The 26,173-nt window shown below is 68.7% G+C and carries 31 protein-coding genes; 24 read left to right on the forward strand and 7 right to left on the reverse strand.

Annotated elements, in window-relative coordinates:
• Positions 1-61 precede the first annotated feature (61 nt).
• The 4 genes from ABOZ73_RS03020 (at position 62) to ABOZ73_RS03035 (ending at position 2,124) form a co-directional block, all read left to right on the forward strand.
• Positions 62-922: an SDR family oxidoreductase gene (locus tag ABOZ73_RS03020; RefSeq protein WP_369060599.1), complete on the forward strand. Its 861-nt coding sequence runs from the start codon at positions 62-64 to the stop codon at positions 920-922.
• A gap of 196 nt (positions 923-1,118) precedes the next feature.
• Positions 1,119-1,388: a helix-turn-helix domain-containing protein gene (locus ABOZ73_RS03025; protein ID WP_369060600.1), complete on the forward strand. Its 270-nt coding sequence runs from the start codon at positions 1,119-1,121 to the stop codon at positions 1,386-1,388.
• Positions 1,388-1,777: an ammonium transporter gene (locus ABOZ73_RS03030; RefSeq protein ID WP_369060602.1), complete on the forward strand. Its 390-nt coding sequence runs from the start codon at positions 1,388-1,390 to the stop codon at positions 1,775-1,777. Before ABOZ73_RS03025 ends, ABOZ73_RS03030 begins: the two co-directional genes overlap by 1 nt.
• The gene (locus ABOZ73_RS03035) at positions 1,777-2,124 is read left to right on the forward strand and encodes a DUF2200 domain-containing protein (protein ID WP_369060604.1); all 348 of its coding nucleotides are present in this window, start codon (positions 1,777-1,779) and stop codon (positions 2,122-2,124) included. Before ABOZ73_RS03030 ends, ABOZ73_RS03035 begins: the two co-directional genes overlap by 1 nt.
• Before the next feature lie 3 nt (positions 2,125-2,127).
• Here ABOZ73_RS03035 and ABOZ73_RS03040 read toward each other — a convergent pair whose 3' ends face one another.
• Positions 2,128-2,559 (reverse strand): hypothetical protein, encoded by a 432-nt coding sequence (locus tag ABOZ73_RS03040; RefSeq protein WP_369060606.1) that lies wholly within the window; start codon positions 2,557-2,559, stop codon positions 2,128-2,130.
• 193 nt (positions 2,560-2,752) lie between these two features.
• On the opposite strand from ABOZ73_RS03040, the gene ABOZ73_RS03045 reads away from it, so the two are divergent.
• Positions 2,753-2,938 carry a hypothetical protein gene (locus ABOZ73_RS03045; protein ID WP_369060607.1) on the forward strand — a complete coding sequence of 62 codons (186 nt, stop codon included), beginning with the start codon at positions 2,753-2,755 and terminating at the stop codon, positions 2,936-2,938.
• 6 nt (positions 2,939-2,944) lie between these two features.
• Here the strand turns inward: ABOZ73_RS03045 and ABOZ73_RS03050 are convergent, their stop codons facing one another.
• A complete protein-coding gene (locus ABOZ73_RS03050; protein WP_369060608.1) occupies positions 2,945-3,691 on the reverse strand; it encodes an alpha/beta fold hydrolase in 747 nt (248 codons plus the stop codon).
• Between the two features lie 97 nt (positions 3,692-3,788).
• On the opposite strand from ABOZ73_RS03050, the gene ABOZ73_RS03055 reads away from it, so the two are divergent.
• Together ABOZ73_RS03055 and ABOZ73_RS03060 are read left to right on the forward strand one after the other, a co-directional pair.
• Positions 3,789-4,952: a glycosyltransferase family 4 protein gene (locus tag ABOZ73_RS03055; RefSeq protein ID WP_369060609.1), complete on the forward strand. Its 1,164-nt coding sequence runs from the start codon at positions 3,789-3,791 to the stop codon at positions 4,950-4,952.
• Positions 4,949-5,920, forward strand: coding sequence for a glycosyltransferase family 9 protein (locus ABOZ73_RS03060; protein WP_369060611.1), 972 nt, complete (start codon positions 4,949-4,951; stop codon positions 5,918-5,920). The genes ABOZ73_RS03055 and ABOZ73_RS03060 overlap by 4 nt, the downstream gene beginning before the upstream one ends.
• 37 nt (positions 5,921-5,957) lie before the next feature.
• Here the strand turns inward: ABOZ73_RS03060 and ABOZ73_RS03065 are convergent, their stop codons facing one another.
• The gene (locus ABOZ73_RS03065; protein ID WP_369060612.1) at positions 5,958-6,827 is read right to left on the reverse strand and encodes a BON domain-containing protein; all 870 of its coding nucleotides are present in this window, start codon (positions 6,825-6,827) and stop codon (positions 5,958-5,960) included.
• Positions 6,828-7,069: 242 nt separating this feature from the next.
• Between ABOZ73_RS03065 and infC the strand changes: the two genes are divergently transcribed.
• The 12 genes from infC (at position 7,070) to ABOZ73_RS03125 (ending at position 19,200) form a co-directional block, all read left to right on the forward strand.
• Positions 7,070-7,591, forward strand: coding sequence for a translation initiation factor IF-3 (gene infC, locus ABOZ73_RS03070; RefSeq protein ID WP_369060613.1), 522 nt, complete (start codon positions 7,070-7,072; stop codon positions 7,589-7,591).
• A gap of 123 nt (positions 7,592-7,714) precedes the next feature.
• Positions 7,715-9,667: an alpha/beta hydrolase family protein gene (locus ABOZ73_RS03075; protein WP_369060614.1), complete on the forward strand. Its 1,953-nt coding sequence runs from the start codon at positions 7,715-7,717 to the stop codon at positions 9,665-9,667.
• A gap of 46 nt (positions 9,668-9,713) precedes the next feature.
• The gene (locus tag ABOZ73_RS03080; protein WP_369060615.1) at positions 9,714-11,633 is read left to right on the forward strand and encodes an alpha/beta hydrolase family protein; all 1,920 of its coding nucleotides are present in this window, start codon (positions 9,714-9,716) and stop codon (positions 11,631-11,633) included.
• A 115-nt stretch (positions 11,634-11,748) separates the two neighbouring features.
• Positions 11,749-12,237 carry a MarR family winged helix-turn-helix transcriptional regulator gene (locus ABOZ73_RS03085; protein WP_369060617.1) on the forward strand — a complete coding sequence of 163 codons (489 nt, stop codon included), beginning with the start codon at positions 11,749-11,751 and terminating at the stop codon, positions 12,235-12,237.
• The gene (locus ABOZ73_RS03090) at positions 12,234-13,550 is read left to right on the forward strand and encodes a S41 family peptidase (protein WP_369060618.1); all 1,317 of its coding nucleotides are present in this window, start codon (positions 12,234-12,236) and stop codon (positions 13,548-13,550) included. Before ABOZ73_RS03085 ends, ABOZ73_RS03090 begins: the two co-directional genes overlap by 4 nt.
• A gap of 123 nt (positions 13,551-13,673) precedes the next feature.
• The gene (rpmI, locus tag ABOZ73_RS03095) at positions 13,674-13,874 is read left to right on the forward strand and encodes a 50S ribosomal protein L35 (protein WP_277787553.1); all 201 of its coding nucleotides are present in this window, start codon (positions 13,674-13,676) and stop codon (positions 13,872-13,874) included.
• Between the two features lie 15 nt (positions 13,875-13,889).
• On the forward strand, positions 13,890-14,246 hold the full coding sequence (gene rplT, locus ABOZ73_RS03100) for a 50S ribosomal protein L20 (RefSeq protein WP_369060621.1): 357 nt from the start codon (positions 13,890-13,892) through the stop codon (positions 14,244-14,246).
• A 222-nt stretch (positions 14,247-14,468) separates the two neighbouring features.
• Positions 14,469-15,542 (forward strand): phenylalanine--tRNA ligase subunit alpha, encoded by a 1,074-nt coding sequence (gene pheS / locus ABOZ73_RS03105; protein ID WP_369060623.1) that lies wholly within the window; start codon positions 14,469-14,471, stop codon positions 15,540-15,542.
• The gene (locus ABOZ73_RS03110) at positions 15,542-15,874 is read left to right on the forward strand and encodes a DHCW motif cupin fold protein (RefSeq protein WP_369060625.1); all 333 of its coding nucleotides are present in this window, start codon (positions 15,542-15,544) and stop codon (positions 15,872-15,874) included. The genes pheS and ABOZ73_RS03110 overlap by 1 nt, the downstream gene beginning before the upstream one ends.
• A gap of 3 nt (positions 15,875-15,877) precedes the next feature.
• A complete protein-coding gene (gene pheT / locus ABOZ73_RS03115; protein ID WP_369060627.1) occupies positions 15,878-18,304 on the forward strand; it encodes a phenylalanine--tRNA ligase subunit beta in 2,427 nt (808 codons plus the stop codon).
• 342 nt (positions 18,305-18,646) lie between these two features.
• A complete protein-coding gene (locus tag ABOZ73_RS03120) occupies positions 18,647-18,949 on the forward strand; it encodes a hypothetical protein (protein WP_369060629.1) in 303 nt (100 codons plus the stop codon).
• Positions 18,946-19,200 carry a hypothetical protein gene (locus ABOZ73_RS03125; protein ID WP_369060630.1) on the forward strand — a complete coding sequence of 85 codons (255 nt, stop codon included), beginning with the start codon at positions 18,946-18,948 and terminating at the stop codon, positions 19,198-19,200. The genes ABOZ73_RS03120 and ABOZ73_RS03125 overlap by 4 nt, the downstream gene beginning before the upstream one ends.
• A gap of 124 nt (positions 19,201-19,324) precedes the next feature.
• Here ABOZ73_RS03125 and ABOZ73_RS03130 read toward each other — a convergent pair whose 3' ends face one another.
• Complete coding sequence (locus ABOZ73_RS03130; RefSeq protein WP_369060632.1) at positions 19,325-19,924, reverse strand: DUF1134 domain-containing protein; 600 nt, start codon at positions 19,922-19,924, stop codon at positions 19,325-19,327.
• Between the two features lie 195 nt (positions 19,925-20,119).
• On the opposite strand from ABOZ73_RS03130, the gene lepA reads away from it, so the two are divergent.
• Complete coding sequence (gene lepA / locus ABOZ73_RS03135; protein ID WP_277786712.1) at positions 20,120-21,925, forward strand: translation elongation factor 4; 1,806 nt, start codon at positions 20,120-20,122, stop codon at positions 21,923-21,925.
• Between the two features lie 161 nt (positions 21,926-22,086).
• On the forward strand, positions 22,087-22,680 hold the full coding sequence (locus ABOZ73_RS03140) for a hypothetical protein (protein WP_369060634.1): 594 nt from the start codon (positions 22,087-22,089) through the stop codon (positions 22,678-22,680).
• Positions 22,681-22,794: 114 nt separating this feature from the next.
• Here the strand turns inward: ABOZ73_RS03140 and ABOZ73_RS03145 are convergent, their stop codons facing one another.
• Positions 22,795-23,043, reverse strand: a complete 249-nt coding sequence (locus tag ABOZ73_RS03145; protein WP_369060636.1) for a hypothetical protein — start codon at positions 23,041-23,043, stop codon at positions 22,795-22,797.
• A gap of 99 nt (positions 23,044-23,142) precedes the next feature.
• On the opposite strand from ABOZ73_RS03145, the gene ABOZ73_RS03150 reads away from it, so the two are divergent.
• Together ABOZ73_RS03150 and sugE are read left to right on the forward strand one after the other, a co-directional pair.
• Positions 23,143-23,430 carry a hypothetical protein gene (locus ABOZ73_RS03150; protein WP_369060638.1) on the forward strand — a complete coding sequence of 96 codons (288 nt, stop codon included), beginning with the start codon at positions 23,143-23,145 and terminating at the stop codon, positions 23,428-23,430.
• A 558-nt stretch (positions 23,431-23,988) separates the two neighbouring features.
• Positions 23,989-24,309, forward strand: a complete 321-nt coding sequence (gene sugE / locus ABOZ73_RS03155; protein WP_369060640.1) for a quaternary ammonium compound efflux SMR transporter SugE — start codon at positions 23,989-23,991, stop codon at positions 24,307-24,309.
• Here the strand turns inward: sugE and ABOZ73_RS03160 are convergent.
• Positions 24,306-24,995, reverse strand: a complete 690-nt coding sequence (locus tag ABOZ73_RS03160) for a GNAT family N-acetyltransferase (RefSeq protein WP_369060642.1) — start codon at positions 24,993-24,995, stop codon at positions 24,306-24,308. The genes sugE and ABOZ73_RS03160 overlap by 4 nt on opposite strands.
• A gap of 109 nt (positions 24,996-25,104) precedes the next feature.
• Between ABOZ73_RS03160 and ABOZ73_RS03165 the strand changes: the two genes are divergently transcribed.
• A complete protein-coding gene (locus tag ABOZ73_RS03165) occupies positions 25,105-25,968 on the forward strand; it encodes a hypothetical protein (protein WP_369060643.1) in 864 nt (287 codons plus the stop codon).
• Here the strand turns inward: ABOZ73_RS03165 and ABOZ73_RS03170 are convergent.
• Positions 25,965-26,135, reverse strand: coding sequence for a hypothetical protein (locus tag ABOZ73_RS03170; RefSeq protein ID WP_369060645.1), 171 nt, complete (start codon positions 26,133-26,135; stop codon positions 25,965-25,967). The two genes, ABOZ73_RS03165 and ABOZ73_RS03170, sit on opposite strands and share 4 nt — an antisense overlap.
• Positions 26,136-26,173 lie beyond the last annotated feature (38 nt).

Below are 26,173 nucleotides of genomic sequence, written 5' to 3' on the forward strand. Positions count from 1 at the left end.
GCGGGATGTCTGGACGCGTCCGCCGTATCAGCCTCATGATGCGCCCATTGGGGTGTACTGAGTGAAGCTTCTTACCTTCGGCCACGGCTATACCGCCCGGGCCCTCGCCAAGCGTCTTTCCCTGACCGGCTGGACCACGATCGCCGTGGCCCGCGATGCGGAACGCGCCGACGAACTGCGCGCCGAGGGGATCGAGGCCGTCGCCGGCGACGACCGCCCGGCGCTGATCACGGCGCTGCAGGGGGTCTCGGCGATCCTGGTTTCCGCGCCGCCGACGCCGGACGGCTGCCCCGGCCTGAACACCCTGGTCCCGGCCCTGGCCGAGGCGAACGCCTTCCCCGACTGGATCGGCTACCTGTCCACCACCGGCGTCTATGGCGACTTGGGCGGCGGCTGGGCCTTCGAGACCAGCCCCCTGCCCGCCATCTCGCCCGAAGGCGCCCGCCGCGTGGCCGCCGAGCGGGACTGGATGCAGGTCGGGCGCGGCATGGGCCTGACCGTCCAGGCCTTCCGCCTGCCCGGCATCTACGGCCCCGGCCGCAGCGCGTTCGACCGCCTGCGTGACGGCACCGCCCGCCGCATGGTCAAGCCGGGTCAGGTCTTCTCACGCATCCACGTAGACGACATCGCCTCGGCCCTGGCCGCCTCCATCGCCGCCCCGCGCGCCGGCCGCCGCTACAACCTGTGCGACGACGAGCCCTGCGCGCCGCAGGACGTGGTCCTCCACGCCGCCGAACTGATGGGCATGGCCCCGCCCCCGGTCACCCTGTTCAACTCGGACAAGCTGCCCTCCGCCTCCCTGCGCTTCTACGCCGAGAGCAAGCGCGTCTCGAACGCCCGCGCCAAGGCGGAGCTGGGCTGGCTGCCGGCCTATCCGACCTATCGCGAAGGACTGAGGGCGGTGCTGGCGGCGGGGGGGTAGCGGAACCAATCCTTCTCCTCCCCTGTAGCGAAGCGTACGGGGGAGGTGGATCGGCACGAAGCGGCGAGACGGAGGGGGCGCAGACCGGGCTCCGCGCTTGCGGACGGCCCCTCCACTTGACTCATTTCGATGATTAGCTAATCATCGCAATATGAGCCAGGTTTTCAGAGCCCTCTCCGATCCGACCCGCCGACGGGTGCTGCTGCTCCTGCGCGGCGGGCCGATGAGCGCGGGCGAACTCAGCGATCAGTTCGACGTCTCCAAGCCGACCATGTCGGCGCACTTCGCGGTGCTGAAGGAGGCCGATCTGATCCACGCTGAAAAGTCCGGCAAATCAATCATCTACCACCTGAAGCTCTCAGTGCTCGAAGAGGCGCTGCTGGGCTTCGTCCATTCGTTCGGCGTGGGCTCCGAGCCCGAAACCCCGCCCGCCCCAAAGTCAGCCCCCAAAGCGGAGACCGCGTGATGAGCAAGAACGATCAGAAGAAGGAACTGCTCGGCAACCTCGCCTGGGGCGTCGGCATCGTCGTCCTCGCCCTCGCCGCCTCCTTCGCGCGCAAGCAGGGCTATGTGGACGGCGAGACGGTCACGCGGATCGTAATCGGCGCCACCGGCCTGATGATCGCCTGGTCCGGCAACCGCCTGCCCAAGACCGTCGTGCCCAGCGTCAGCGCTGGTCAGGCCCGGCGGGTCGCGGGCTGGTCGCTGACGCTGAGCGGACTGGTCTATGCCGGCCTGTGGGCCTTCGCCCCGTTCCAGGTGGCGCTCATCGGCGGGTGCGGCGCGATCCTGGCCGGCATGGCGGTGACCTTCGGCTACTGCTTGGGCCTGCGGGCCAAGGTGAAGGCCGCCTGATGAGCCACCGCATCTACACCACCAGCTTCGCCAGCGTTTATCCGCACTACGTCGCCAAGGCGGAGAAGAAGGGGCGCCCCAAGGCGGAAGTTGATCAGATCATCCGCTGGCTGACCGGCTTCAGCCAGGAGGCGTTCGAGGCCCACCTGGCGGCGAAGACCGACTTCGCGACCTTCTTCGCCCAGGCCCCGGCCATGAACCCGGCCCGGACCCTGGTCACCGGCGTCGTCTGCGGCGTGCGTGTCGAAGAGGTCGCCGATCCGCTGATGCGCGAGATCCGTTACCTCGACAAACTCATCGACGAGCTGGCCAAGGGCAAGGCGATGGAGAAGATCCTGCGCGCCTGACGCCTACGACTTCCAGTCGGCGAAGCGCCCGCATTCGGGGTCGAGCACCACGCCGCGCTCCGGCGTGACCGGTTTGACCTTCCACTGCTGTTCGAACAGCTTTTGCAGGTCGCCCGTCACCTTCTCCTGCTCCGCCGCCGGGCCGGAGACGCCGAGCGCCATCTGATAGATCGCCAGGCCGGTATTGCCTGCGGTGAAGCCCGCCCCGTCCTTTCCCTCGGCGGTCAGTCGCACCAACCGGCGGGACGCATCGCCGCCGTCGGCGAGCGTCATGCCGCCCGCCTCCGCATAGGCCCGCAGCGCGTCCTTGAACGCCTCCATCCCCGCCTGGTCCTGCACGCAGACCTCCAGCACCGGGCCCGCGGGCTCCTCCTTGGCGCAGGCGGTCAGGGCCAGGGCGGGGAGGCATGCGAGGAGCGCAAGGCGGGGGATCATGAGACGTCTCGATTGCGGATTCTGTGCGCTCATAAGCTTACCACCATCGTCATGCTGAGGAGCGCGTAGCGCGTCTCGAAGCACGCACCAACTCACCGACCCACGTTCCGATCGCACGATACGAGTAAGCCGCCGCACCACGTTTACGCCGGGGAATGCTACCCGCTCCCGCGGTGAGACGAACGGGGCCAAGGTGAACTACGCGGTGAGATCCATAGACGGCCGTCTGCGGCTGCTGTCGCCGACCGGTCAGGTCGTGCTGGGCGCCAAGATCGTCGTCACCCGCGAAAGCGCCCGCCGCACCCGACCGCCCAGCGCCACCGCCCGCGTCGTCCTGCCTTCCGGAAGCACGCTCACCCAGGTCCCGGTCCAGGACTGAGCGCCGTCAGCCGACCAGCTCCGCCACCACCGCCAGCAACCGCGCCAGGTCCTGCTCTCGCGACAGGCGGTGATCGCCGTCCTTGATCAGGCTGAACACCACGTCCTCCGAACGGATGGCGTGGGCCAGGGTCAGGGCGTGCATCCACGGCACGTCGGGGTCCTGGCCGCCTTGCAGGATGCGCACCGGAACCTCGATGTTCACCGGCCCCGGCAGGATCGACCAGCGGGCCCCGTCCTCCAGCAACTCGCGGGTGATCGGGTACGGGTCGCCGTATTCGGATGGCCGCATCCACACCCCGTCGCGCGCCAGGGCCTCATGCGCCTCGGGCGGAAACTCCGGGATCATCAGCTTTTCGGTGAAGTCCGGCGCCGGGGCGATCAGGACCATGGCCTTCACCCGCTCCGGCCGGGCCGCCGCCGCCAGGCAGGCGATCCACCCGCCCATGGACGAGCCGACCAGGACCAGCGGCCCCTCGGTCAGCCGGTCGATCACCTCCAGAGCGTCGGCCCGCCAGCGGCTGATCGTGCCGTCCCGGAACTGGCCGCCGGACTCGCCGTGGCCCAGATAGTCGAAGCGGATATAGGCCCGCCCGCTCGCCCCCGCCCAGTCGGCCAGGGCCTGCGCCTTGCTGCCGGCCATGTCGGACATGAAGCCGCCCAGCCAGACCACCGTCGGCCCCGCCCCCTCGACCTTTCGCCAGGCCAGGGCCGCGCCGCCCTCCACTTCGAGACGTCCGGTCGATTCGGTCATGGCGTTAACAGGCCTCTTTGATTAGTAACGGCGGCTACCTGAATTACCCGCCTCCGCGCCGGCGTGAAACGGCTGAGGCGAAGCTGGAAGCGCCCCCTTGGCCCTGCCGCCCAATTTCACCCTGCTGCAGGTCGTTCCAGAGCTGGAGACCGGCGGCGCCGAACAGACCACGCTGGACGTGGCCAACGCCGTGATCGCGGCGGGCGGCACGGCCCTGGTCGCCACGCGCGGCGGCCGCATGGCTCAGAAGCTGAGCGCCGAGGGCGGCCGCCTGGCCCCGATGCCGGTGCAGTCCAAGAACCCCCTGGTCATGCTGGGCAACGCCTCGCGGCTGGTCGATCTGATCCGGCGCGAGAAGGTGGACCTGGTCCACGTCCGCTCCCGCGCCCCGGCGTTCAGCGCCCTGTGGGCGGCGCAGTCGACCAAGACCCCGCTCGTGGCCACCTATCACGGGGTCTACAACACCAAGTCCGGCCTCAAGCGCTGGTACAACGCGGTCATGACCAAGGGCGACATCGTCATCGCCAACTCCGACTACACCCGCCGCCACGTGATCGCCGAGCACCACATCGACCCCGAGCATGTGGTCAACATCCCGCGCGGCGTCGACCTGCGGCGGTTCGAGCCCCGCGTGGTCACGCCCAGCCGGGTCGAGACCCAGCGCCGCGCCTGGAACATCGACGCCGCCGATCACCGGGTGAAGATCCTGCTGGCCGGCCGCCTGACCCGCTGGAAGGGCCAGGCCCTGCTGATCGACGCCGCCGCCCGCCTGAAGCGGCGCGGAGAGGCCAATTTCCTGGTCCTGCTGGCCGGCGACGACCAGGGCCGCCATGACTATCGCACCGAGCTTGAGCGCAAGATCAGCGCGGAAGAGTTGAGTGACAACGTGCGCATCGTCGGCCATTGCGACGACATGCCCGCCGCCTATCTCATCGCCGACTACGCCGCCGCGCCCTCGCTGGAGCCGGAAGCCTTCGGCCGCACGGCGGTGGAGCCGCAGGTGATGGGCCGCCCCGTCCTGGCCGCCGCCCATGGCGGGTCGCTGGAGACCGTGGTCCATGGCGAGACCGGCTGGCTGGTCGCCCCCGGCGACGCCGACGCCTGGGCCGACGCCCTGGAGACCGCCATCGCCCTGCCCGCCCACAAGCGCATGGCTATGGGCGAGGCCGGCCGCAACCGCGCCCGCAAGCTGTTCTCGGTGGACGCCATGTGCGCCGCCTATCTCGATGTCTACGCCCGCGTGCTGGAGGCCCGCCGATGAGCCGTCCCGTCCGCAAGGTGCTGGTGATCAAGCTGGGCGCCCTGGGCGACTTCGTCCTGGCCCTGGCCGCCGTGCGCAAGATCCGAGAGGCCCATCCGGAGGCTCAGGTCACCCTGCTGACCACCCCGCCCTTCGAGACCCTAGCCAAGATCAGCGGCTATTTCGATGCGGTGGAGACCGATGGCCGCCCGCAGGACGCCGCTGGGACCCGCGCCCTGCTGAAGCGCATCCGCGCCGCCCGCTACGACCGCGTCTACGATCTGCAGACCTCCGGCCGGTCCAGCCGCTACTTCTACGCCCTGCTGCCTTTCCCGCCGAAGTGGTCGGGCATCGCGCGGGGGTCGGCCTTCCGCCACAAGAACCCTGACCGCGACCACATGCATACGCTAGAGCGGCAGGCCGACCAGCTGAAGGCCGCCGGCATCTGGCCGGATGCGCCCACCGCCCCGGGCGAGGCGCCGCCGCCGGACCTGTCGTGGATGGGCGACACGCCGATCCGCATCCGCCCGTCGCGTCCGTTCGTCCTGCTGGTCCCCGGCGCCTCCGCCCACCGGCCGGAAAAGCGCTGGCCGGCCGAGCGCTTCAACGAGGTCGCCCGCTATCTCGACGAGGCCGGCTATGACGTGGTGGTCATCGGCGGGGAGCAGGAAAACCCGCTGGCCCGCATCATCGCCAAGGGCGCCAAGGGCGTTCGCGACCTGACCGGCCGCACCGATTTCGCCCAGATCGCCGCCCTCGGATCGCAGGCGGCCCTGGCCATCGGCAACGACACCGGCCCGCTGCACCTGATCACCGCCGCCGGCGCCCCGACCATCGCCCTGTTCGCCAGCGCCTCGGACCCGGACCTGTGCGCGCCGCGCGGCCATGTCACCATCGTCCGCTCGGAGGACCTGAACGACCTGCCGGCCGAGACGGTCCTGACCGCCGCCCGCGCCATGCTCCCGCAAAGGCAAAAGGCCCCCGCCTGACAGCGAGGGCCTCGACCATTGCGAAAATCGCGAGCGCTTAGGCCGGCGGGATCGAGCTGATCGCGCTGGTCAGGGCGTCGTCGCTGCTGGCGTTGACCCGCAGATTGTTCTGCACGTTGGTCACGCCGCTGATCGACTCCGCCAGGTTCTCGGCCCGACGCTTGCCGTCACGGTCGCGCACGGTGCCCGTCAGGGTCACCTCGGCGTCGCTCACCGACACGTCGATGTTGGACGCGTCCAGCCAGGCGTCGTCCGTCAGGCGGTCGTTGACGTCCTCACGGATGCGGTCGTCCGAGCGGCGATAGCCCTTCGGACCGCGGCCGCGATGCTCGCCGCGGGCCAGTTCCCGGGCGCGGACGCGGGCCTCGGCCTCGTCGTCGCCGAAGAAGGCCGAGATGCGGTCGCCGGCCCGTTCGGCCCAGCTGCGCTCCTCGCCCGAGCGCCAGTCGCGGCCGCGTGAGCGGTTGGAGTTTGCATAGGTCCCGCCGCCGTAGCCGTACTCGTCCGCGCCATAGCCATAGGCCGAATAGCTGCGGCCCTCGTGGCGGTCACGGTCGTAGTCGCCGTAGCGCGCCTGGTTGTCGAGGCCGGGGTCATACCCGCCGCCGACGCCGTTGGGGTTGTAGCTCTGGTCGCCATAGCCGCGTCCGTAGGAACGCTCGCCATACCCGGACTGGCTGTAGCTGGTCGGCGCGCCGTAGCCGCGGGCTCCGCGCTCGCCATACTCGCGGCGATAGGCGCCTCGGCCGCCGTAGCGGCGCTCGCGGTCGCGATCCTGGTCGCTGGAATAGCGCCCGAATTCACGGTCGGCGCCATAGCCGCCCCGACCTTCCTCGCGGCCTTCCCACCAGCTGCGGTCGTCGCGCCAATCGCGGTCGCGGTCACTCCACCTGTTGTCATCGGCCATGGTCGTTTCTCCTTTGTGGCGTTGGGACTCATGCGGCGCGGGGGATCAATCGCCCGTCCCTGCGCATTAAACCCGCCGATGGACGGCCAAGTTTCTTCACGCCTTGTCTCTATTTCGAGCCTTGAAAGGGCGGCGCAGCTTGAAGAAAGGCGGTCCTTTCGTCATATATCGAGCCAACGTGGCGCACATGTGCGCCGCGCGATTGCTGTAACAGGTCCGGAGCACCGCCTATTCGCCGTCCGATGCAAGCGCCCCCCGTCAAGGACGGGCCGCGCACCAATGATGAGATCCGCGTCCCGCGCGTCCTGCTGATCGACCAGAACGGCGAGAAGCAGGGGGTCATGCCGACGTCCGCCGCCTTGGAGGCTGCGGAAGAGGTGGGTCTCGACCTGGTTGAAATCGTTCCGAACGCTGATCCGCCGGTCTGCAAGATCCTGGACTACGGCAAGTACAAGTTCCAGGAGCAGAAGAAGAAGAACGAAGCGCGCAAGCGCCAGAAGGTCGTCGAGATCAAGGAGATCAAGCTGCGACCGAACATCGACACTCACGACTACGACGTGAAGGCCAAGTCGATGCACCGCTTCTTCGAGGAAGGCGACAAGGTGAAGGTCACCCTGCGCTTCCGTGGTCGTGAAATGGCTCACCCCGAGCTGGGCATGAAGCTGCTCCAGAAGGTCAAGGCCGACTTCGACGAAGTCGCCAAGGTCGAGTACGAGCCGCGCATGGAAGGCCGTCAGATGATCATGATCCTGGCCCCGCGCTAGGACATCGAAATTCCTTGCGGAATAAGGCGCTCCGGCAGCAATGCCGGAGCGTTTTTCGTTTGCGCTCCAGCTCGGCGAACCCTACTCAGAATGCTTCCGGGGGTTGTGTTTGGGTAGGCATGCATGAAGCGTCTATTTCTGGCTGGCCTGATCGCCTGCCTGTCCGTCGCGGCGTCCGCCCGCGCCGCGCCGCTTGAGGCCTATGGCCGCCTGCCCCAAGTCGAGGGTGTCCGCATTTCGCCGGACGGGAAGCACATAGCGGTCATCGCCACCGCTAACGGCGAGGCCCGCAGCGTGCTTGTTCGGAGGGTGGACGACGGCCAGCTCGCCTACGGCATCATGGCGGGCGACACGAAGCTTCGCGATCTGGCCTGGGCCGGACCCGAGCATATCGTCATCACGACGTCCCGCACGGCCAGCGCCATTGGGGTGGTCGGCCCCAAGCAAGAATATTTCATGGCCTTGCTGGTGAACATCACCACCAAGAAGTCCAAGGCCCTGCTCAGCGATCAACCCCGCGCCATGAACGTGATCATCGGCGATCCCGAGGTTCGCACGGTCAACGGCAAGCTGTCGGTATTCGTGCGCGGGATCACCTTCCCTGCGGGCAAGGGGGTGTTGACCCTCTTCCGTCACGACGTGAAGTCAGGCCGGACGGTGCTCGTGGAGACCGGCAACGAAGACCTCCGAGACATCGGGATCGGCGCCGACGGCCGCCTCGTCGCCCGGACCACCTATGACGAACGCACGGCGCGTTGGACCCTCCGCCTGGCCGAGGAAGGCGGCTGGAAGGTGGTGGCCACCGAGACCCTCCCCTTCGGCCCGGCGCGGTTGCGAGGCTTGGGCCGAACGCCCAACTCCGTCGTCGTCATGGCGCCGGGGGAAGATGAAGGGCCGCAAGACGATGGCGATCCGACCTCGAACGAACCCCGGCTGCGCGAATACCGTCTCGACGGCTTCACTGACTTCGACGAGCGCTTCGCCCAGACGCTTCACGATCCAGCTCTGAACACCCTGATTGGCGGGCTACGGCGAACCGGCGACGAAGCCAGCTATGTTTTCTTCGACAGCAAGGCCGACGCCACTTGGCGGGCCATCACCAAGGCGTACCCCGGCCAGCGTGTGGAACTGGCCTCGTGGTCCGATGATCGACGCAAGATCGTCGTCAAGATCGACGACCCCGCCAACGGTCCCGGCTACGCCCTGGTCGATCTGAACGCCAAAAAGGCCGACTGGCTTACCGACAGCTACGCCGGCCTGCGCGAAGCCGACATCTCTCCCGTCCGCGCCATCCGCTACAAGGCGGCGGACGGTCTGGAGATCAGCGGTTACCTGACCCTTCCCAGGGGCAAGCCGGAAAAGGGCCTGCCCCTGATCGTCCTCCCCCATGGCGGCCCGGCGGCCCGCGACTATCCGGGCTTCGACTGGTGGGCCCAGGCGCTGGCCTCGCGCGGCTACGCGGTGTTGCAACCAAACTTCCGGGGCTCGGACGGGCTGGGAATCCAGCTGTTCCGGGCGGGCTATGGTCAATGGGGCCGCAAGATGCAGACGGACCTTTCGGACGGCGTCGCCGACCTCGTCCGTCAGGGGATCGCCGATCCCAAACGAGTTTGCATCGTGGGCGGCAGCTATGGCGGCTATGCGGCCCTGGCCGGGGTGACCGTCCATAACGGCCTCTATCGCTGTGCGGTGTCATTTGCCGGAGTCGCGGATCTGCGCCGGATGCTGGAATGGTCGCGCAATCGCACCGGCGGCGCGCGCCGACAGGCTAGTCAGCGATACTGGAATGAGTTCATGGGGATCGGCGGCGCCCGCGACCCAGACCTCCTCGCGATCTCGCCCGCCCAACTGGCTGCCAAGGCCGACGCCCCGGTCCTGCTCATCCATGGCAAGGACGACACCGTCGTGCCTTTTGAACAGACCCGCCTCATGGCCGAGGCGCTCAACAAGGCCGGAAAGCGGTACGAGGTCGTCACGCTTAACGGCGAGGACCACTGGCTCTCGCGCGGCGACACCCGGCTGCAGATGCTGCAGGCCACCGTCGCCTTCCTCGAGCGGGAGAACCCGCCCCGATAACGGGCGCCGACACGGCTTTCACCTCACCACATCCTCCGGGACAACGATGAAACGCATCCTCTACGCCGCCGCCGCGGCCATCCTGTCGCTCGCCGGTCCGGTCGTCGCCGCGCCGCTGGAAGCCTACGGCCGCCTTCCGAAGATCGAGGACGTCAACATCTCGCCTGACGGCAAGCGCTACGCCGTCTCCGGCACCAACGGCGAACAGCGCCTGCTGATCGTGCGCAGAGTCGAGGACGACAAATTGGTCATCGCCATCGGGGCGGGCTCGCAGAAGATCCGCGACGTCCGCTGGGCGGGCTCGGACCACCTGATCGTCACCACCTCGCAGACGACCTCGGTCATGGATGTGGTTGGCGATCGGCGCGAGTGGATGACGTCCCTGGTGCTGAACGTTGCCAAAAGCCGCGCAGGTCCGCTTCTCGCCAAGAAGGAGCGGTCGATGAATGTGGTGATGAGGCTTCCGGAGGTGCGGTTCATCAAGAACCGCCCCTTCGTCTACGCCGAAGGCATTCACTTCCTCGACGATGCGGGCGTCCTCAGCGTCTTCCGGCATGACCTGGCCAACGGCAAGGTCGACCTTCTCCAGGCCGCAGACCGCAACATCGATGACTGGGAGATCTCCCCGACCGGCGTGCCGTTCGCCAAGTCCCTTTATGAGCAGCAGTCGGGCCAATGGAGCCTGCGGCTGCTCGGCCCCGAAGGGTGGACGCCCGTCGAAACCTCGATCAGCCCCTATGGCTCGCCTGGCATCGCGGGCCTCGGCCGCCAGGGCGCATCCGTCGTCACCTGGGCGCCCACGAACGAGAACGGCGATGTGGTCTTGCGGGAGTACAGCCTCAGCGGCTCGATCGACCTGCCGCAATCGTTCGACAAACTGTTCTTTGATCCGGGCACCAGCGCCCTGATCGGCGGCTACGAGCTGGTCGGCGAGGTCGGCCGCCACACCTTCTTCAACCCCGCCGACACCGCCGCCTGGAACGCCGTCAGCGACATCTACAAGGGCCGCGCCGCGCAGCTGGTCTCCTGGTCCGCCAACCGCCGCCAGGTCATCGTCCTGGTCGAAGACCCGGCCGCCGGCCCCACTTATGCGGTGGTGGACCTGGACGCCGGCTCCAACCGGCTCATCGGCGCCGTCTATCCGGAACTGACGCCTGAGGACGTCTCCGAGGTGAGGCACATCGCCTACAAGGCCGCCGATGGTCTGGAGCTGACGGGCTACCTCACCCTGCCCCGCGGAAAGGACCCGAAGAACCTGCCGCTGATCGTGCTGCCTCACGGCGGACCGGCGGTTCGCGACACGCCGGGCTTTGACTGGTGGAGCCAGGCGCTGGCGGCGCGCGGCTACGCCGTGCTGCAGCCGAACTTCCGCGGCTCGGACGGCTTTGGACGCAAGTTTCTCGAAGCCGGCTTCGGCGAGTGGGGCCGCAAGATGCAGACCGACCTGTCGGACGGCGTGCGGGACTTGGCCGGCAAGGGGCTGATCGATCCCAAGCGCGTCTGCATCGTGGGCGCCAGCTATGGCGGTTACGCGGCCCTGGCCGGAACCACGCTCGAAAAAGGCGTCTATCGCTGCGCCGTCTCGGTGGCGGGGGTGTCGGATCTCAAGCAGATGGTCACCCAGACGCCCCGGACCTATGGAAGCTCCACCCGCAACGCCCGCACGCGCTACTGGCTGCGCTTCTGGGGCGTCGATGATCGCCGCAGCCCCGACCTCGCCGCGATCTCCCCCGCCCTGCAGGCCGCGAAGGCCGACGCGCCGATCCTGTTGATCCACGGCAAGGACGACACAGTCGTTCCCTACGAACAAACCCGTCTGATGGCCGACGCCCTGACCAAGGCCGGCAAGAAGGTGGAGGTCGTCACCCTGAACGGCGAGGATCACTGGCTGTCGCGCGGTGATACGCGGCTGCTGATGCTTCAGGCGGCCACCGCCTTCCTGGAGCGCGAAAACCCGCCGAAGTAAGGGACTTCTGGACGACAGGCGGGTTCCGTGACCTCATCGCCGGAGCCTGCGGCTCCTCGGACCACCTGCCGAGAATTCGCTTGCGTCCGATATATGTAAGTCGTTACATATATCCATGGACTACGTAGCGAAAAAGGGAGCGTCGGCCTTCGGTTCGCGTCTCCGCCGCCTCATCGACCGCCTCGACCGCGAGGTTCAGGACATCTATCGCGGGGCGGAGGTCGCCTTCGAGCCCCGCTGGTTCTCCGCCTTCATCGCCATCCGCGACGCCGGCTCCCTGACCGTGGGCGAGATCGCCGAGCGGACGGGCGTCACTCACGCCGCCGTCAGCCAGGTGCGCTCCGCCATGGAGCAGGCCGGCCTGGTGCAGTCGGAATCCGACCCCAGCGACGGCCGGGTCAAGCGCCTCAGCCTCACCGAGAAGGGCCAGGAAGAAGCCCGGCGGCTGGAGCCCCTGTGGGCCGCCATCGCCGCCGCCACCAACCAGTTCCTGGGCGAAGGCGCCCCACAGATGATGGCTCAGCTCGACGGCCTGGACGCCGCCCTCGCCCGCCAGGGGCTGAAGGACCGCGTGGCCGAACTGATGAAGGCCGATAGCAAGTGAAGCACGCCCTGCCGCTGGCCCTCGCCGCCGCCCTGCTCGCCTCCACGGCCGCTCCGGCCCTCGCCCAGGCGCCGGCCTCGGCCGCCGCTGTCCGCGTGACGCCCGCCCAGACCACCGCCCTGCTGGCCGCGATCAAGAAGGAGGTCCGCGACCGCTACGTCTTCCCGGACCGCCGCGACGCCATCATCAAGGCCCTGGACGCCGCCCAGGCCGCCGGCCGCTACGCTGTCGCCGACCCTTTCGAGTTGGCCTCACGCATCGGGTCGGACCTGGAGTCCTCTAGCCGCGACAAGCACATGGGCCTGGCCTGGTCGCCGCCCCAGTACGCGGCCGCCGTCGCCCGCCCCACCGGCCCGGCCGACGCCGAGGACGCCTTCTGGCGGAACGAAGCGATCCGCCGCAACAGCGGCTTGGTCGAGCAGAAGATCCTTCCGGGCAACGTCCGCTATGTGAAGCTCGCCGCCTTCCTGTGGCAGGACGACCTGTCCCCCATCGCCTATGATGGGGCCATGCGCTTCCTGGCCGGCGGCGACGCGGCGATCATCGACCTGCGCGGCAACGGCGGCGGCGATCCGGCGGCGGTCAGCTATCTGACCAGCCACTTCCTGCCGCCCGACCAGCTGCTGGTCTCCTTCCACATGGGCGCCGCGACGCCGGACCTGTCGAAGACCGCGACCCGCCCCGCCGGTCGCATCACCGCCCCGCTCTATGTCCTGATCGACGGCGGCGTCGCCTCGGCGGGCGAGGAGTTCGCCTACCATGTGGAGCAGTTCAAGCTGGGCGAACTGATAGGCAAGACGACCGCCGGCGCCGCCAACCGCAACGAGACCGTGCCCATCGCGCCCGGCTTCATGTTCAGCATCTCGGTCGGCCGGCCCGAGCACCCGGTCAGCAAGACCAATTGGGAGGGCGTGGGCGTTCCGCCGGCGGTCGAGACCGCCCCGGCCAAGGCCCTGGACGTCGCTCTGGCCCGCGCTCTGGCCAAGCTAGAGACCTCCGCCGCCCCCGCCGACAAGGCGCGCTACGCCTGGGCCCGCGCCGACGCCGCCGCCAGGGCGGAGCCTGTCGCCCTCACCAGCCCGGCCGCCGCCTATGCCGGCCGGTTCGGCGAGGCGGCGGTCGAATCATCGGGCGATCAGCTGGTCCTGCGCCTGCCCGGCCGCCTCGCCGCGCGCCTGACTCCTCTTGGCCCCGACCTGTTCGCCATCGAGGATTCCGTGCGCCGCGCCCGCTTCGTCCGCAACGGCGGCGCGGTCACGGGGCTGGAGCTGCTGCGCGAGAACGGCGAGGTAAAGGCCTATCCGAAGGGCTAGACCGCTTGCCACCGGGCGGCTTTTGCCCTAGAGACACCGCCTTTCCGGAACCGCCTGGCCATTTTGGCATGCCATGGCGGCTCGTCTTGCTTTTAGAGGACGGCGCTTCGGCGTCGACGCAAAATGCCTAAGTTGAAGACCAAGTCGGGCGCTAAGAAGCGCTTCAAACTGACGGCCACGGGCAAGCTCAAGGCGGGTGTCGCCGGCAAGCGCCACCGTCTGATCAGCCACAACGGCAAGTACATCCGCCAGCAGCGCGGCACGAAGGTCATGAGCGAAGCGGACGCCCGCATCATCAAGACCTACCTGCCCTACGGCCTGTAAGAGGAGCGCTGAACAATGGCTCGCGTTAAACGGGGCGTCGTCGCCCACGCAAAGCACAAGAAGGTTCTGGAGCAGGCCAAGGGTTTCTATGGCCGCCGCAAGAACACCATCCGCACGGCCAAGGCCGCGGTGGACAAGGCCGGCCAGTACGCCTACCGCGACCGCAAGGTCCGCAAGCGTAACTTCCGCTCGCTCTGGATCCAGCGCATCAACGCCGCCGCGCGTCTGGAAGGCTTCACCTACTCGCAGTTCATCCACGGCCTGGACAAGTCCGGCGTCGAGATCGACCGCAAGGTCCTGGCCGACATCGCCGGTCAAGACCCCGCTGCGTTTAAGGCCATCGCCGACAAGGTTCGCGCCGCGCTGGCTTAAGGTCTTGGGGCTGTAGTCCCTTGAGTTTGAAAGCCCTCCGGTGCGAGCCGGGGGGCTTTTTGCTGTCCAATGCGTCCTTCGAGACGCCGCTGCGCGGCTCCTCAGGATGACGAGTTCAGCAAACCACGCACGTCATCCTGAGGAGCGGCTGCAAGCCGCGTCTCGAAGGACGCACTGAGCAGGTTCCGCCCCGTCTCCGAATACTCTAGATCACAGACCGCCATGACCGATCTCGCCACGCTCGAAGCTGACATCACCGCCCAGATCGCCGCCGCCGGCGACGTCGCCGCCATCGAGGCGGTCCGCGTCTCGGCCCTCGGCAAGTCGGGCTCCGTCTCCGCCCTGCTCAAGACCCTGGGGTCCATGAGCGCGGAGGAGCGCAAGGAGCGCGGCGCACAGATCAACGTCGTGCGCGACCGGGTCCAGACCGCCCTGACCGAGCGCAAGGCCTATCTGGAGGCCGCCGAGCTCGACGCCCGCCTGGCGTCCGAGACCCTCGACCTGACCCTGCCCGCACCGTACCGCCGCAAGGGTTCGGTCCATCCGACCATGCAGACCATGGACGAGATGGTCTCCATCTTCGCCGAGATGGGCTTCGCCGTGGCCGAAGGCCCGGACATCGAAGACGACTTCCACAACTTCACCGCTCTGAACTTCCCCGAGAAGCACCCGGCGCGTGAGATGCACGACACCTTCTTCTTCAATCCGAAGGAAACGGGTGAGCGCATGCTGCTGCGCACGCACACCAGCCCCGTGCAGGTGCGCACCATGCTGAACCAGAAGCCGCCGATCCGGATCATCGCGCCGGGCCGCACCTATCGCTGCGACAGCGACGCGACCCACACCCCGATGTTCCACCAGGTCGAAGGCCTGGTGATCGACAAGGCGATCCACATGGGCCACCTCAAGTGGACCCTGGAGACCTTCCTCGCCCGCTTCTTCGAGACGGACGCCGTCACCACGCGCTTCCGCCCGCACCACTTCCCGTTCACCGAGCCGAGCGCCGAGACCGACGTCGGCTGCGACCGCTCGGGCGGCGAGATCAAGATCGGGACGGGCAGCGACTGGCTGGAGATCCTGGGCTGCGGCATGGTCCATCCCAACGTGCTCAAGGCCTGCGGCATCGACCCGGACGAGTACCAGGGCTTCGCCTTCGGCATGGGCGTCGATCGGCTGGGGATGCTGAAGTACGGCATGCCCGACCTTCGCGACATGTTCGCGTCCGACAGCCGCTGGCTAGGCCACTACGGCTTCAGCGCCTTCTCCGCGCCGAACCTGGCCTCGGGCCTCAGCTGATGAAGCTGCCCGACAGCCCCTTCACGGCGGTCGACTGGTCGGCCATCGAGCCCACGAACCACCCTGGGGACACCGGGACGGCGACTTGGCGCACGATGAACGTCGGCGACATGCGCATCCGCCGCGTGGACTATTCGCCCGGCTACCTCGCCGATCACTGGTGCGACCGCGGCCATGTGATCTTCGTGCTGGAAGGCGAACTGGTCAGCGAGCTGAAGGACGGCCGCAAGACCACCCTCACCGCCGGCATGAGCTATCACGTCTCCGATTTTGGCGACCCCGCACACCGCTCGTCGACCTCGGTCGGCGCCAAGCTGTTCATTGTAGACTGACCGATGAAATTCACCCTCTCCTGGCTCAAGGATCACCTCCAGACCGACGCGACGATCAGCCAGGTCGTCGACGCCATGACCATGGCGGGTCTCGAGGTCGAACACGTCACCGACCCGGCGACCAAGCTCGCCCCCTTCACGGTCGCCAAGATCGTCGAGGCGGTGCAGCACCCCAACGCCGACCGCCTTCGCGTCTGCCAGGTCGACACGGTCGACGGCCGCAAGGAGATCGTCTGCGGCGCGCCGAACGCCCGCGCGGGCCTGACCACCATCTACGCCCCCATCGGCGCCTATGTGCCCGGCCTGGGCGTCACCCTGGTGGAGAAGCCGGTTCGCGGCGTCGTCTCCAACGGCATGCTCTGCTCGGCGTCCGAGCTTGAAGCCGCCGGCGACAGCGACGGCATCATGGACCTGCCCGACAGCCTGGCCGTCGGCACCCCCGCCGTGGACGCCTTGGGCCTGGAAGGCGTCATCGATTTCGAGGTCACCCCCAACCGTCCCGACTGGCTGGGCGTCAACGGCATCGCCCGCGACCTGTCCGCCGCCGGTCTTGGCGTGCTGATCGAAAAGCCTGTCGCCCCGGTGGCCGGCAAGTTCCCCTGCCCGATCACGGTCAAGGTGGACGGCGACGCCTGCCACATCTTCGCCGGCCGCCTGATCAAGGGCGTCAAGAACGGTCCCTCGCCCAAGTGGCTGGCCCACCGCCTGACGATGATCGGCCTGCGCTCGATCAACACCCTGGTCGATATCACCAACCTGATCACCTACGACCGCGCCCGCCCGCTGCACGTCTATGACGCCGCGAAGCTGGTCGGCGACGTGATCGAGGCCCGCCTCGGCAAGGGCCCGGCCCAGCCCGGCCCGGCGCATGAGCCTTCGCCGCAGAAGCATGCCGACGAGCAGCTGATCGCCCTGGACGGCAAGACCTACGACCTGTCGTCGGAGATGTCGGTCATCGCCGACGCCGGCGGCGAACGCCCCATCGGCATCGGCGGCGTGATGGGCGGCGAGTCCACCGGCTGCTCGGACGAGACGGTCGACGTCTTCGTCGAGGCCGCCTGGTTCGACCCGATCCGCACGGCCCAGACCGGCCGCACCACCGGCATCAACTCAGACGCCCAGTACCGCTTTGCGCGCGGCGTCGATCCGGAAAGCTGCGTCGACGGCGTCGAGCTGGCGACCAAGCTGATCCTCGAGCTGTGCGGCGGCGAGCCGTCGGAGATCACCGTCACCGGCAAGGCCCCGGCCGCCCCGGCGCCGGTCGCCTTTGACCCGGCCTATGTCGCCCAGCTTTCAGGCCTGTCGGTCAGCGCCGACAAGACCAACGCCATCCTCACCGCCCTCGGCTTCAAGGTCGAAGGCGGCAAGGTCACGCCCCCGTCCTGGCGTCGCGACGTCCACGGCAAGGCTGACCTGGTCGAGGAAGTGGCCCGCATCGCCGGCTTCGACAGCCTGCCGTCCACGCCCCTGCCGGAAGTCGCCCGCGCCGTCGGCGGCGTCCTCACCGCCAAGCAGGCCCGCGCCCGCCTGTCGCGCCGCGCCCTCGCCGCCGCCGGCTATCAGGAAGCGGTCACCTGGTCCTTCACCTCGAGGGCCACGGCCGAGCTGTTCGGCGGCGGCCAGGCGGACCTGCTGCTGGCCAATCCGATCGCGGCCGAACTCGACTGCATGCGCCCGTCGATCCTGCCCAACCTGATCGAGGCCGCCGGCCGCAACGCTCGCCAGGGCTTCCCGGACGTCGCCCTGTTCGAGGTCGGCCCGGTGTTCCACAGCGACCGTCCCGACGGTCAGCGCACCGCCGTGACCGCCGTCCTGGCGCCCCACGCCCCGCGCGGCTGGGACAAGCGTCCGGCTGACGACCTCTATTCGGTCAAGGCCGACCTGATCGCCCTGCTGGAGGAGATGGGCGCGCCCGTCGCCTCCCTGCAGACCGCCCAGGGTTCGGCCGGCGCCTGGTGGCATCCAGGCCGCTCCGCGCGCCTGCAGCTCGGCCCCAAGGCCGTCCTGGCCGAGTTCGGCGAGATCCACCCCGGCGTGCTCAAGGCCCTGGACGTGGCCGGTCCCGTCTATGCCTTCGAAATCTGGCTGGAGGCCGTGCCCGAGCCGAAGAAGAAGGCCCTGAAGACCAAGCCCGCCTTCAACGGCTCGGCCCTCATGCCCCTGAAGCGCGACTTCGCCTTCGTGGTCGAGGCCGCCAAGCCGGCCGGCGATCTGGTCAAGGCGGCACTGAGCGCCGACAAGGCCCTGGTCACCGCCGCTCGCGTCTTCGACGTCTATCAGGGCCCTGGCGTGGCCGACGGCTTCAAGTCCGTCGCCGTGGAAGTCACCATCCAGCCTGTCGACCACACCCTCACCGACGCCGAGATCGAAGCGCTGTCGGCCAAGATCGTGGCCGGGGCGGAAAAGGCCGGGGCGAAGCTGCGGGGCTAACCCTCCTGCCCCGCTTGCGGGGCGTGAGAAGCAAGGTTGTCCACAGCAGCGGTTCACGCTAAAGCCTTAAGCGCACACGGGAGCTGACGCCGAAATGCATCCGCGTTTCGACATCGCCGCAATGAACGCCACGAGCCGCATGGCCTCGTGCGTTTCGCCGTGCGCCGCGCTCATGACCGCCACCATTAAAATTATGACCGTCTCCACTTGGACGGGGCGTCGGCGCGCGACCACTTAAAATCGCCGACAAAGATCGCAGGATCTTCCAAAGCCCCGCTCCGGAAACGGACGCGGGGTTTTTGTCGTGCGGTTTTCGTCGGTCCAACCAAGGACCAGAACGAGATGTCTTCCCTACCCTACGCCCTCCCTCTCCCCGACACGCAGCCGCAAAGGTCGGTGACGCACCTGCTGCTGGTGGCCGCCGCCAACGCCCAGGCGGCGCTGGAAGCCGTGCGCACGGGCCTGGACCTGTCCGGCGGCGAACTGGCCGGCCTGACGCTGAAGCCGCGCGGCGAGATCGTCGAAGCCTCGCTCAGCGTCCGTTCGCTCAGCGACGACGCCGCCGTGCGCCTGACCGCCAACCTCGCCAGCCGTCCGGGCGTCAGCTCGGCCCGCGTCGAGCACGTGTGGGGGAAAGCCTCGTGAAACCGGACGCCGACAAACGCCGCCTGTTCATGGTTAGCGCCGCCGACACCACCGACGCCCTGATCCGCGTCCTAAACGTGGTGGCCGTGCAGCAGGCGCGGCTGCGGCGGGTCGAGGCCGCACAGACCGCCGACGGCCTGACCATTTCGCTGGAGACCGACGACGAGGGCGACGACCGCGCCGACCTGCTGGCCAGCCGCCTGGGCGCCTGCCTGGCCGTGCGCGGGGTCGGTTTCGGCTGGCGAATGTGAAGCGGTTGGCGCTTTGCGTCCTTCCAGACGCGGGCATGCGCCCGCTCCTCAGGATGACGTATTCAGCAGCAACCCAACTTGGTCATGCTGAGGAGCGCGATAGCGCGTCTCGAAGCACGCGAGATCAGAACGGAATGATGTTCCGCTGGCGGCTGTACGCCAGGTAGCCCACGTTCGCGCCCAGGCGCAGGCCGACGCCGGCGCGGATCGGGGCCAGGGTGATGGTGTCCGCCCGCTGATAGTTCACGCCCAGGCCGCCGATCAGATAGGCCGAGCCTTCGACGCCGGGGAACCGGCGGAAGATCGCGTCCGGGAACTGCAGATTGTAGCAGAGGGTGAAGACCCGGCTTCCATTGCCGCCGATGTCCCAACCGATGGACGGCCCCTGCCAGTACACGTCGGTGGTCGGGCGGCCCTTCATGTAGATCAGGCCCCGGCCATAGCGCGCGCCGATGGTGAAGGCGGCCGAGGCCTCCTCGCCCGCGATGTAGGCGGTCGGGCGGCCGTTGTCGGCGAAGATCTTCTCCACCGCCCCGCCCAGGGCCTCGGCGGTCACGCCCAGGAAGTCGGACCCGCGCTGGACGATCTCGTCCATGGTGTACGGGTCGGCCTGCTGCGCGCCGTCCTCGTTGAAGCCGCCCGGCTCCTGGCGCGGCTGGGCGGTGGCGCAGCCGCTCGTGGCGAGGGTGGCGAGGCCAGAAGCGAGAAGAAGGCGGCGGTCCATAGGCGGGCCTTTCGAATCAGGAGCTTGGCCGAAAATGGCTGACCATTTCGTCGGGTTTGCGGCGGCAAGCTTAACGAGGCGTTAAGCGCATATTCCATGGTCAAGCTGACGTTTCCCTGACGCCAGAGCTTGCGCCGCACGGCTCACCGACCGCGGGGATGATGCATGAGCCCGCGAATATGCTAGAGGCACCCCATGACGACGCCTCTCGACAAGATCCGCAACTTTTCCATCGTGGCCCACATCGACCACGGCAAGAGCACCCTGTCCGACCGCCTCATCCAGGAGACGGGCGGCCTGACCGCGCGCGAGATGAGCGCCCAGGTGCTCGACAACATGGAGATCGAGAAGGAGCGCGGCATCACCATCAAGGCGCAGACCGTGCGCCTTCACTACAAGGCCGACGACGGCGAGACCTATATCCTCAACCTGATGGACACCCCGGGTCACGTCGACTTCGCCTACGAGGTGTCGCGTTCGCTGGCCGCGTGCGAGGGCTCGATCCTCGTGGTCGACGCCTCGCAGGGCGTCGAGGCGCAAACCCTGGCCAACGTCTATTCGGCCATCGACAACAATCACGAGATCGTCCCGGTCCTCAACAAGATCGACCTGCCGGCCGCCGAGCCGGAGCGGGTGCGGGCCCAGATCGAGGACCTGATCGGGCTGGACGCCAGCGACGCGGTCCTGGCCAGCGCCAAGAGCGGCCTGGGCATCCACGACGTGCTGGAAGCCATCGTCACCCGCCTGCCCGCCCCCAAGGGCGACATCGACGCCCCGCTGAAGGCCCTGCTGGTCGACGCCTGGTACGACGCTTATCTGGGCGTGGTCGTGCTGGTGCGCATCTTCGACGGCACGCTGAAGGCTGGCCAGCAGGTGCGCATGATGCAGACCGGCGCCACCCACCGCATCGACAAGGTCGGGGTGTTCAAGCCCAAGGCCACCGACGTGGACGTCCTGGGTCCCGGCGAGGTCGGCTTCTTCACCGCCAGCATCAAGGAAGTGGCCGACGCCGCCGTCGGCGACACCATCACCGACGAGAAGAAGCAGACCGCCTCGGCCCTGCCCGGCTTCAAGGACGTGCAGCCCGTCGTGTTCTGCGGCCTGTTCCCCGTCGACGCCGCCGACTTCGAGGACCTGCGCGCCGCCGTCGGCCGCCTGCGCCTGAACGACGGCAGCTTCACCTACGAGATGGAGAGCAGCGCGGCCCTTGGCTTCGGCTTCCGCTGCGGCTTCCTCGGCCTGCTGCACCTGGAGATCATCCAGGAGCGCCTGAGCCGCGAGTTCGACCTGGACCTGATCGCGACCGCCCCCTCGGTGGTCTACAAGATCCAGATGCGCGACGGCTCGGAGATCGAGCTGCACAACCCGGCCGACATGCCCGATCCGATGCACATCGAGCACATCAAGGAGCCGTGGATCAAGGCGACGATCTTCACCCCCGACGAGTACCTCGGCGGCGTGATCAAGCTGTGCCAGGACCGCCGCGGCGAACAGCGCGAGCTGTCCTATGTCGGCAACCGCGCCATGCTCGTCTACGACCTGCCCCTGAACGAGGTGGTGTTCGACTTCTACGATCGCCTCAAGTCGATCTCGAAGGGCTACGCCAGCTTCGACTATCAGGTCGAGGACTACCGCGCCGGCGACCTGGTGAAGATGTCGATCCTGGTCAACGCCGAGCCGGTGGACGCCCTATCCATGCTGGTCCACCGCGACCGGGCCGAAAGCCGCGGCCGCGGCATGTGCGAGAAGATGAAGGACCTCATCCCGCAGCACATGTTCGTCATCCCGATCCAGGCGGCCATCGGCGGCCGCATCATCGCCCGCGAAACCGTCCGCGCCCTGCGCAAGGACGTGACCGCCAAGTGCTACGGCGGTGACGCCTCGCGCAAGCGCAAGCTGCTGGACAAGCAAAAGGCCGGCAAGAAGCGCATGCGCCAGTTCGGCAAGGTCGAAATCCCGCAGGAAGCCTTCATCGCCGCCCTGAAGATGGACGGGGATTGATCGCGATATAACCCGCTCACCCCGGCGAAGGCCGGGGCCCAGGTGAAGCCCCGCTGAGGCTCTGGATGAATCTGGATCCCGGCCTTCTCCGGGATGAGCGGAGTTGGATGCGGCTCCGCACCGCCTTGAGAACGACATCGTCGGCGTGCGACCATCCTCGCATGCGTCTGACCGCCCTGATCCTCGCCGCCCTCGCCATCGCCGCTCCGGCGGCCGCCCAGGACGCGCCGACCGATGTGTCGCCGGTGACGGTGATGCCGGCGGGAGATCCGCCGAAGCTGGCGGGCAGCTATCCGGCCGAGGGGGCCGAGGTGGTCGCCGGGCTGCTGGCCCTGAAGCTGACCTTCGACCAGCCCATGGACCCCAAGGGCTGGCGCATCGCCCAAGCCACCCCAGACATGGCCCCCCATGACGGCGCCCAGCCCGCCGCCGCGCCGCTGGACTGCCTGGGTGTGCCGCGCCTGCTGAAGGACGAGAAAAGCTTCGTAGTCCTGTGCCGCACCCTGCCCGGCCGGCGCTATGTGGTGGCGCTGAACGCTCCCATTTCGCAACAAGGGGGCGCGGACCCGGTGTCCCCCGACGGCACCCCCACCGCCTTCGCCAACCTGGGCGGCCGCAGCGCCCAGCCCGCCATCCTCGCCTTCGGCACCCGCCCGCGCGGGGATGACCCCGTGCGGACCCTGAAGGCGGCCATGAGCAATGCGGGGCTCAGCGAGATCGACAGCCCCGTCGTGGACACGCCGCAGATGCGGTGAGGCCTTGCGTGCTTCGACTGCTCGCTAAGCTCGCGCTCAGCATGACGAGCTTTGTTGCGCTCTGAATTCGTCATCCTGAGCTGGCGCGCAGCGCCAAGTCGAAGGACGCACCGCCTAATGCAGGTCATCCGGCGCATCGCGCGCCAGATCCGCCACGATGGCCAGTTCCTTGCGGATGTGGGCCCAAACCTCCGGCGAGGCGTCGCCGACCTTGGAGCCCTCGGCGGCGGCGATGGTGAACACCGCCCGCAGCTCGTCCAGCAGGTCGGGATCGCGCAGCGCCAGCAACGTCATCAGCGCCTTTAGCAGGCGGTCATTGGCTTCGACCTTGGCGCGCAGCTTGGTCTCGAGGGCCTGTTCCATCGACGGGCAACGCCTCGCGATGACCGCCGTTCCGTGCCAGCCCCCTTGGCGCGCCGGGCGAGGCGGGGTCATGATGACGCCGTACCCCACGGAGATTCCATGGCCGACGCGGATGATGACCTGGAGACGTTGAAGCAGGCGGTGCGCGACCTGCAGGCCGAAAGCTTCGCCACCCGCGCCCTGCTGCCCTGGCTGATCGGCGTGGCCGTCAGCGGCTTCAGCGACGATCCCGAAGGCCGCCTGCGCGAACTGCACGAAGTCGCCCAGGGCCGCCTCTACGAGATGGACATCGGCGGCGAGGAAGACGCCGTGGCCCGCCTGAAGGACCGAGCATCCCTGGTGCTGGATGACTGGATCAACTCGATCCAGATCGAGCGGGGGGAGTGAGGAGCTCTATCCCCTCGCCCCCTCTGGGGGAGAGGGTAAGGGTGAGGGGGCGCTGAGGGTCAGCGGGCTAGGCGCTGCAAGCGGAACCGCCGCATGCCCCTCACCCTGCCCTCTCCCCGCAAGCGGAGAGAGGAGACGCGTTATCCCCCTCCGCCGAACCTCTCGTAACCTCCATCCATCTCCCCGCATGGGAGGGCGCGTGGCCACGTGCTGTCGTTGCGAGAAGAGCGGGCTCCCCCTGGAGGCCCGTCGTCGCCGGGCAAGCCATACGAAGGCGTCGATCGCAGCGTTCACGACAAGGACCCGCGCGGAGCGTCGGACGATCTATCTGTGTCCACTCCAACCCAAATCGAGAGCCGTCCGTCGCTCCGCCGCCCTTCCAACCTTCGCAGCGATCCGCGCGAGGCGGCGACGCCGTGCGTCCATCCCAAACCTTGCCCCATCGCCCCGCAAACGCTATCTGAGCCGCGCGAGGCCACGTCCTCGCCCCTGACGTCGGTTTCCGGCGGGGGCGGTCAAGACCGGGACGGCCCGGCGCCCTCATGAAGGAGGTCGCCAATGGCGTGGTTGTCTTTGTTTGTCGCCGGACTGCTCGAGGTCGTCTGGGCCTATTCCATGAAGCTGTCGAACGGCTTCACCAAACCTGTTCCCACCGTCATCACCGCCGTGGCCATGCTGATCAGCTTCGGCCTGCTGTCGTGGTCCATGCGCAGCCTGCCGCTGGGCACGGCCTATACGGTGTGGACCGGCATCGGCGCGGTGGGCGCGTTCATCGTCGGCATTCTGGTGCTGGGCGAGAGCGCCAACCTGATGCGCATCGCCGCCGCGGTGCTGATCGTCGGCGGCTTGGTGCTGATGAAGCTGTCCAGCGCGCACTAAACCGCGCGCAGGAACGTCGCCATCATCGCCTCGCGTGGCCGGAAGCCCAGGGCCTCGTACAGGGCCACGGCCCCCGCGTTGCTGGTGTAGCTGTGAAGGAACGGCGTCTCGCCGCGATCCAGGATGCGTGCGGCGACCAGCCAGGTCAGCATGGCGCCGTGCCCGTGGCCGCGATGGTCGGGATGGGTGCAGACGCCGCTGACCTCGGTATGGCCGTCCAGGCGCATCCGCTCCCCGGCCATGGCGACCAGGACGCCGTCCTGCTTCACGCCCCAGAACTCGCCCAGGCGATGGGTCTGGGAAAAGAACGGGCCGGGTTCGGTCAGGACAGCGAGGGCCAGCATCTGGGCCGCGTCGGCGTCGGTCAGGCGCACGGCGGGTTCGATGGGGCGCGGCGGCGTCGCGCTGGTCAGACGCGCGGCGACCATCTGCACGCATTCGCCCGACTTCTCGACATTCAGCCCCGGCAGCGGCGGCGTGGCGGCGGCCTGCAGCAGGACGCCCGCCCCGGCCTGGCGGATCACCGCCGTCAGGTCGGCGTGGGCCGTCTCGCTATCGTCGCGGCAGGCGGCGAACAGGGCGGCCTCGGACGCGAAGCGCACCGCCTGGCCCAGCGGGATGGCGTAGGACGCCTGGCGCCCGTTCAGGGCGTGCCAGGCCGGCCGGTCGAGGGGATGTTCGCTCATAGGGTAAGCCCTATCAGACCCGCCGGGCCCTGCAAGCAAGCTTGACCAGTCGCCACGATCCTGCCGCGAGGCTGGACTTTGGTGAGGCGTTACGCCGTCCGGAGTTGGGATGCCCCGTCCCCCCCAAATCCCGTCTCGAGAGCCCCCGTCTCGAGAGACCCCGCCACGCAAGGTCCGGAAGGGCCGCCTGCCGGCTGCTGTCGTCAGCCTGGTCGGGCATGGGCTGGTGCTGACCGCCCTGTTGTGGAGCCTGCCCGACCCGCCGGACATGACCGAGCCGCCGTCGGTGCTGGTCGAGATGATCCTGCCCCCGCCGCCGCAGGACCCCGCCGACGCCCCGGCCGGCGGCGGCTCGGCCGGCTCTCCCGCCGCCGACGCGCCGATCACTCCCGAACCGCCCAGGCCGGAGACGCCGCCGTCGCCACCCCTGCCGCGCCAGACCACGCGACCCCGCCCGCCGATCCCGGAGGTCGAGCCCCTGCCCGCCTCGGCCCCCGTCTCGCGGCCGTCGGCCATCGTGCTCGGCCCCGCCGCCCTGGCCGGGGCGAAGACGGCGGGGACCGGGGTCGGCTCGGGAACGGGGTCAGGCTCCGGCGCGGGAGCCGGGTCGGGCGACGGCTGCAACATGGTGCGGCTGCTGCAGGACGCCCTGCGCCGCAACGCCAAGGTCCGGGCCGCCGTGGCCAGCGCCCATTCGGGCGTCGGAGGCGGCGGCGGGGACCGCGCCCTGCTGGTGTGGAACGGCGACTGGGTGCGCAACGGGGTCCAGGACGGCAAGGGCCTGGCCGGCGTGCGGCAGGCCATCGCGCTGGAAGTCGCCTTCGCCCCCGAGCCCTGCCGGCGCGAGCCTGTGCGCGGGCTGGTGCTGATCTCGCTGAACGACGCGCCGGGGTCGGTGGGGCTGGCGCTCGGCCAATCGTCCTGGCGCTGGTCCGACCTGCTGTTCGCCGAGGGGTCCCGGCGGGGCGGCTAGGACGTCAGGTCGGGGCGCGAGGCCAGGAACGCGGCCTTCTCCTCAGGCGTGAGGACCTTGGCCTTCTTCTGCCGCGACACGCGCGGCGACGGCGGGGCGTAGGTCCCCGGCGAGACGGCGGGCGCGCCGCCCTTCAGGTCCGAGAGACGTTTGACCGGCGGCTTCATGGGCGGCCTCGCTGGGCGGAGCGCCCGCCGTCAGCGGC

Origin of the sequence: Caulobacter sp. 73W (assembly GCF_041021955.1) — a bacterium.
Classification (GTDB): Bacteria; Pseudomonadota; Alphaproteobacteria; order Caulobacterales; family Caulobacteraceae; genus Caulobacter.

Bases quoted from the DNA above. Each gene is read 5' to 3' on its own strand.
- ABOZ73_RS03030 (WP_369060602.1), top strand. From the start codon at position 1,388: ATGAGCAAGAACGATCAGAAGAAGGAACTGCTCGGCAACCTCGCCTGG.
- ABOZ73_RS03035 (WP_369060604.1), top strand. From the start codon at position 1,777: ATGAGCCACCGCATCTACACCACCAGCTTCGCCAGCGTTTATCCGCAC.
- ABOZ73_RS03040 (WP_369060606.1), bottom strand. From the start codon at position 2,559: ATGATCCCCCGCCTTGCGCTCCTCGCATGCCTCCCCGCCCTGGCCCTG.
- ABOZ73_RS03050 (WP_369060608.1), bottom strand. From the start codon at position 3,691: ATGACCGAATCGACCGGACGTCTCGAAGTGGAGGGCGGCGCGGCCCTG.
- ABOZ73_RS03060 (WP_369060611.1), top strand. From the start codon at position 4,949: ATGAGCCGTCCCGTCCGCAAGGTGCTGGTGATCAAGCTGGGCGCCCTG.
- ABOZ73_RS03065 (WP_369060612.1), bottom strand. From the start codon at position 6,827: ATGGCCGATGACAACAGGTGGAGTGACCGCGACCGCGATTGGCGCGAC.
- infC (WP_369060613.1), top strand. From the start codon at position 7,070: ATGCAAGCGCCCCCCGTCAAGGACGGGCCGCGCACCAATGATGAGATC.
- ABOZ73_RS03075 (WP_369060614.1), top strand. From the start codon at position 7,715: ATGAAGCGTCTATTTCTGGCTGGCCTGATCGCCTGCCTGTCCGTCGCG.
- ABOZ73_RS03080 (WP_369060615.1), top strand. From the start codon at position 9,714: ATGAAACGCATCCTCTACGCCGCCGCCGCGGCCATCCTGTCGCTCGCC.
- ABOZ73_RS03085 (WP_369060617.1), top strand. From the start codon at position 11,749: ATGGACTACGTAGCGAAAAAGGGAGCGTCGGCCTTCGGTTCGCGTCTC.
- rpmI (WP_277787553.1), top strand. From the start codon at position 13,674: ATGCCTAAGTTGAAGACCAAGTCGGGCGCTAAGAAGCGCTTCAAACTG.
- rplT (WP_369060621.1), top strand. From the start codon at position 13,890: ATGGCTCGCGTTAAACGGGGCGTCGTCGCCCACGCAAAGCACAAGAAG.
- pheS (WP_369060623.1), top strand. From the start codon at position 14,469: ATGACCGATCTCGCCACGCTCGAAGCTGACATCACCGCCCAGATCGCC.
- ABOZ73_RS03110 (WP_369060625.1), top strand. From the start codon at position 15,542: ATGAAGCTGCCCGACAGCCCCTTCACGGCGGTCGACTGGTCGGCCATC.
- pheT (WP_369060627.1), top strand. From the start codon at position 15,878: ATGAAATTCACCCTCTCCTGGCTCAAGGATCACCTCCAGACCGACGCG.
- ABOZ73_RS03120 (WP_369060629.1), top strand. From the start codon at position 18,647: ATGTCTTCCCTACCCTACGCCCTCCCTCTCCCCGACACGCAGCCGCAA.
- ABOZ73_RS03130 (WP_369060632.1), bottom strand. From the start codon at position 19,924: ATGGACCGCCGCCTTCTTCTCGCTTCTGGCCTCGCCACCCTCGCCACG.
- lepA (WP_277786712.1), top strand. From the start codon at position 20,120: ATGACGACGCCTCTCGACAAGATCCGCAACTTTTCCATCGTGGCCCAC.
- ABOZ73_RS03140 (WP_369060634.1), top strand. From the start codon at position 22,087: ATGCGTCTGACCGCCCTGATCCTCGCCGCCCTCGCCATCGCCGCTCCG.
- ABOZ73_RS03145 (WP_369060636.1), bottom strand. From the start codon at position 23,043: ATGGAACAGGCCCTCGAGACCAAGCTGCGCGCCAAGGTCGAAGCCAAT.
- ABOZ73_RS03150 (WP_369060638.1), top strand. From the start codon at position 23,143: ATGGCCGACGCGGATGATGACCTGGAGACGTTGAAGCAGGCGGTGCGC.
- sugE (WP_369060640.1), top strand. From the start codon at position 23,989: ATGGCGTGGTTGTCTTTGTTTGTCGCCGGACTGCTCGAGGTCGTCTGG.
- ABOZ73_RS03160 (WP_369060642.1), bottom strand. From the start codon at position 24,995: ATGAGCGAACATCCCCTCGACCGGCCGGCCTGGCACGCCCTGAACGGG.
- ABOZ73_RS03165 (WP_369060643.1), top strand. From the start codon at position 25,105: ATGCCCCGTCCCCCCCAAATCCCGTCTCGAGAGCCCCCGTCTCGAGAG.
- ABOZ73_RS03170 (WP_369060645.1), bottom strand. From the start codon at position 26,135: ATGAAGCCGCCGGTCAAACGTCTCTCGGACCTGAAGGGCGGCGCGCCC.